Below are 3,593 nucleotides of genomic sequence, written 5' to 3' on the forward strand. Positions count from 1 at the left end.
GCCCCGGCGACCGGGTCCGGGTCATCGCCACCGGGTCGGCGCCGGACACCCGCTTGGCCCGCGGCATCGAGATCCTGCGCGGCTTCGGCCTCGAGGTCGAGCTGGGCGCCCACGTCAACGACAAGTTCGGCTACCTGGCCGGCACCGACGAGGCGCGCCTGGCCGACCTGAACGCGGCCTTCCGCGACCCCGGCGTCCGGGGCGTCTTCGCCGCCCGCGGCGGCTACGGCACCCAGCGCATCGTGGACGGGCTGGACCTGGACGCGGTCCGCCGCGACCCCCGCGTCCTGGTCGGCTTCAGCGACCTGACCGCCCTGATCGGCCGCTTGTGGCGCGGCGCCCGGCTGGTCAGCTTCTACGGCCCGATGGTCAACTGGACGGACTCCCGCACCGGTCCGGTGGAGATCGAGTCGCTGCGCAAGGCGATCATGACGACCGACCCGGTGGTGCTGACCCGCGACCCGGCCGAGCCGAGCGCGGCGGTGCAGGTGCCGGGGACGGCGACGGGCACGCTGCTGGGCGGCAACCTGACGATCCTGCAGACCGGCTACGGCACCCGCGACTTCCCCGACCTGACCGGGGCGATCCTGATGTTCGAGGACGTCGACGAGGCGCCGTACAGCTACGACCGGATGCTGACCCAGCTGCGCCGGTCGGGCGCGCTGCGCGGGATCAGGGGCATCGCGATCGGTCAGTTCACCAACGCCCCGGTGACCGAGGGCCAGTGGACGGCGGCGCAGGCGGTCCAGGACCGGGTCGGCGACCTGGGCGTGCCGGTGCTGGGCGGGCTGCGCATCGGGCACGGCAACGGGCAGCTCACCGTGCCGCTGGGCACGAAGGCCACGATCGACACCGTGGCCGGCACCCTCCGGGTAGCCCCGGGCGTGGCGGCCAGAGCCTGATCCCGCCGGGTCTCAGGTCGGGACCCGGCGGTCGGCTCCGACTCCAGGGTGGACGTCGTTGCTCGACCCGTCGTCACCCGGCGTCCGGCGGTCCGTCGGTGAGGGCGAGTTCCAGCAGGCCGCCGAGCTGATCGAGCTGTCCGGCGGTCAGCCGGCCCAGGGACCGGGTGAGCACCTCGGCGGCCCGACGCCCGCCTTCCACCCGGATGTGCTCGCCCTTGGCGGTGATGCGGTGGCGGATCGCCCGGCCGGGGCCCGGCTCGCGTTCGATGAGGCCGCGGTCGGCCATCCGGGTGGCCAGGGTGCCGAAGGCCTGGTCGGTCTGGAACGTCAGCTGGGCCAGGTCGTGCAGCGACGCACCCGGGTTCTCGTGCAGGTGGCGCAGCGTGTCCCACTGCACCAGGGAGACACCGAGGTCGGTGAGGGCGGCGGTCATCGCGCGGTGGTGGCGGTGCTGGAGGCGCTTGACCAGCAGGCCGACCTCCTGGACGGATCTTTCCATGGTGAGCAGCATAACAACATCCTTAACTAAGGTTGCCTATATAAGGATGCTGGCCTAGCGTCGGGGCATGACCATCAACACTTATCCGGTGGCGTCGGCCGCCGTCACCGTGGCCGAGGCCGGCTCCGGCCGCCCGTTCCTGCTGCTGCACGGCGGGGCCGGGCCCGTGTCGTTCCTGTCGTTCGGCGAGCTGCTGGCCCGCGAGCGGCCCGCCCGGGTCCTCACGCCGACCCACCCGGGCTGGAACGGCACGCCGCGCCCCGACGACCTCACCACCGTGCGCGGGCTCGCCGAGCTCTACGCCGCCCTGCTCGACGAGCTGGACCTCACCGGCGTCACCGTCGTCGGCAACTCCATCGGCGGCTGGATCGCCGCCGAGCTCGCGCTGCTGGGCAACCCCCGGGTGAGCCGGGTGGTGATCCTCAACGGCGTCGGCATCGCCGTGCCCGGCCACCCGGTCGCGGACTTCTTCTCGCTGACCCCGGCCGAGCTGACCCAGCTGTCCTACGCCGACCCGGACCGGTTCCGCTTCGACCCGGAGTCCCTGCCGGACGCGCAGCGGGCCGTGCTGGCGGCCAACCGGCAGGCCATCGCGCTCTTCGCCGGCACCACCATGGCCGACCCGACGCTGGCGGCCCGGCTGAGCGCGGTGACCGTGCCGACCTGCGTGCTGTGGGGCGAGAGCGACGGGGTCGTCGACTTCGAGTACGGCAAGGCCTACGCGGCGGCCATCCCGGGCGCCGTCCACGTGCCGCTGCCCGGTGCCGGTCACCTGCCGCAGCTGGAGACCCCGCAGCAGACCCTCGAGGCGATCTGGAACTTCGCGGCGTGAGGCAGGACCGTCGATGGACCGCTAGCCTCTGCTCATGGCTTCGTTCAACGACACCATCATCGACAGGTTCCGCGCCAACGACGGTGTGGTCGGCGAGCACTGGGAGGGCAAGACCCTCGTGCTGCTGCACCACGTCGGCCGCCGGTCCGGCAAGGAGTACGTCACCCCGCTGGTCGCGGCACCGGACGCCGACGCGTACGTGATCTGCGCGAGCCTGGGCGGCGCCCCGGAGGACCCGCAGTGGGTCGCCAACCTCGAGGCGGCCACCGGCCCCACCACGATCGAGCTCGGCGCGGCCACGATCAGCGTCGACTACGAGGTCATCCGGCCCGGCGACCCCCGCTGGGAGACCGTGTACGGGATCTGGCGCGACTACTGGCCCGACGCCCGCGAGTACGAGAAGAAGACCGACCGCAAGTTCCCCGTCGTCCGCCTGCTGGTCCCGCCTTCGGCCTGACATCGCTCCGCCGTGCGCGCCGCCACGGTCCCTGATGCAGTCGGATCTCCGACTGGCCGGCCGGTATCAACCCCAGGGTGGGTGCCGGCCAACCCCAGGGTGGCGCCCGGATCTCAACCGGCCCGCCGCTCCCTAGCGTCATCCAGGTCCCGTTCGGACCAGGAGAGGCGCGGTCATGACGATCGACCAGTACGACGGCACCCGGGAAATCATCTACGCGGCGCAGTCCGGCGCGACCGGCGCGGCCGACAGATTCGTCCACGAGTTCGAGCGCCTGGTCTGGTGGACCGTGCGCTCGTTCCGGCTACCCGAGTCCGATGCCGAGGACGTCGTGCAGAACACCTGGCTGCGCGCGTTCGAGCATCTCGGCGAGGTCCGTGACCCGGAGCGGGTCAGCTCCTGGCTGGTGACCATCGCCCGCCGGGAGTGCCTCAAGCTCATGCGCAGCGGCAAGCGTGAGGTGCCCGGCCTGGAGCAGCAGGCCGAGCAGCGCGACGAGCGGTCCCCGCACCCGGAGAAGGCCGCCGTCGACGCCCGGATGAACGACCTGCTGTGGCAGCACGTCAACTCGTTGCCGGACTCCTCGCGCGCCCTGGTCGTGGCGCTGAGCAGCAACGACGCCCCGGCGTACGCCGATCTAGCCCGGTGCCAGGGCATCCCGATCGGCAGCATCGGGCCGACCCGGATGCGCTCGCTGCGCAAGCTCCGCACCTCGCTGGAGCGGGCCGGGCTCGGGGCGCACGCATGGCACTAGGCCTGGGCGGCGCTCGCGATGCCGGCGAGGTCGGCGCGGGAGCGGATGTGGGTCTTGCGGTAGATGTTGCTCAGGTGGTACTCGATCGTCTTCTGCGACAGGAACAGGGTGGCCGCCGCCTCGTGGTTGGTGGCCCCCCGGGCCAC

Annotated in this window: 6 protein-coding genes; 4 read left to right on the forward strand and 2 right to left on the reverse strand. The window is 72.4% G+C overall.

What is annotated here, in order from left to right:
• A partial coding sequence (locus AB0C29_RS38455; protein ID WP_360831289.1) for an LD-carboxypeptidase occupies positions 1-902 on the forward strand: 902 nt, incomplete at its 5' end.
• Between the two features lie 73 nt (positions 903-975).
• Here AB0C29_RS38455 and AB0C29_RS38460 read toward each other — a convergent pair.
• Complete coding sequence (locus tag AB0C29_RS38460) at positions 976-1,404, reverse strand: MarR family transcriptional regulator (protein ID WP_360831291.1); 429 nt, start codon at positions 1,402-1,404, stop codon at positions 976-978.
• A gap of 67 nt (positions 1,405-1,471) precedes the next feature.
• Between AB0C29_RS38460 and AB0C29_RS38465 the strand changes: the two genes are divergently transcribed.
• The 3 genes from AB0C29_RS38465 to AB0C29_RS38475 all read left to right on the forward strand — a co-directional run bounded on the left by AB0C29_RS38465 (position 1,472) and on the right by AB0C29_RS38475 (position 3,447).
• The gene (locus AB0C29_RS38465) at positions 1,472-2,236 is read left to right on the forward strand and encodes an alpha/beta hydrolase (RefSeq protein WP_360831294.1); all 765 of its coding nucleotides are present in this window, start codon (positions 1,472-1,474) and stop codon (positions 2,234-2,236) included.
• Positions 2,237-2,270: 34 nt separating this feature from the next.
• A complete protein-coding gene (locus AB0C29_RS38470; RefSeq protein ID WP_360831297.1) occupies positions 2,271-2,693 on the forward strand; it encodes a nitroreductase/quinone reductase family protein in 423 nt (140 codons plus the stop codon).
• A 175-nt stretch (positions 2,694-2,868) separates the two neighbouring features.
• Complete coding sequence (locus AB0C29_RS38475) at positions 2,869-3,447, forward strand: sigma-70 family RNA polymerase sigma factor (protein WP_360831299.1); 579 nt, start codon at positions 2,869-2,871, stop codon at positions 3,445-3,447.
• Here the strand turns inward: AB0C29_RS38475 and AB0C29_RS38480 are convergent.
• Positions 3,444-3,593 (reverse strand): helix-turn-helix transcriptional regulator, encoded by a 150-nt coding sequence (locus AB0C29_RS38480; RefSeq protein WP_360831302.1) that lies wholly within the window; start codon positions 3,591-3,593, stop codon positions 3,444-3,446. The two genes, AB0C29_RS38475 and AB0C29_RS38480, sit on opposite strands and share 4 nt — an antisense overlap.

This window comes from Actinoplanes sp. NPDC048791 (assembly GCF_040650095.1).
Lineage (GTDB): Bacteria > Actinomycetota > Actinomycetes > Mycobacteriales > Micromonosporaceae > Actinoplanes.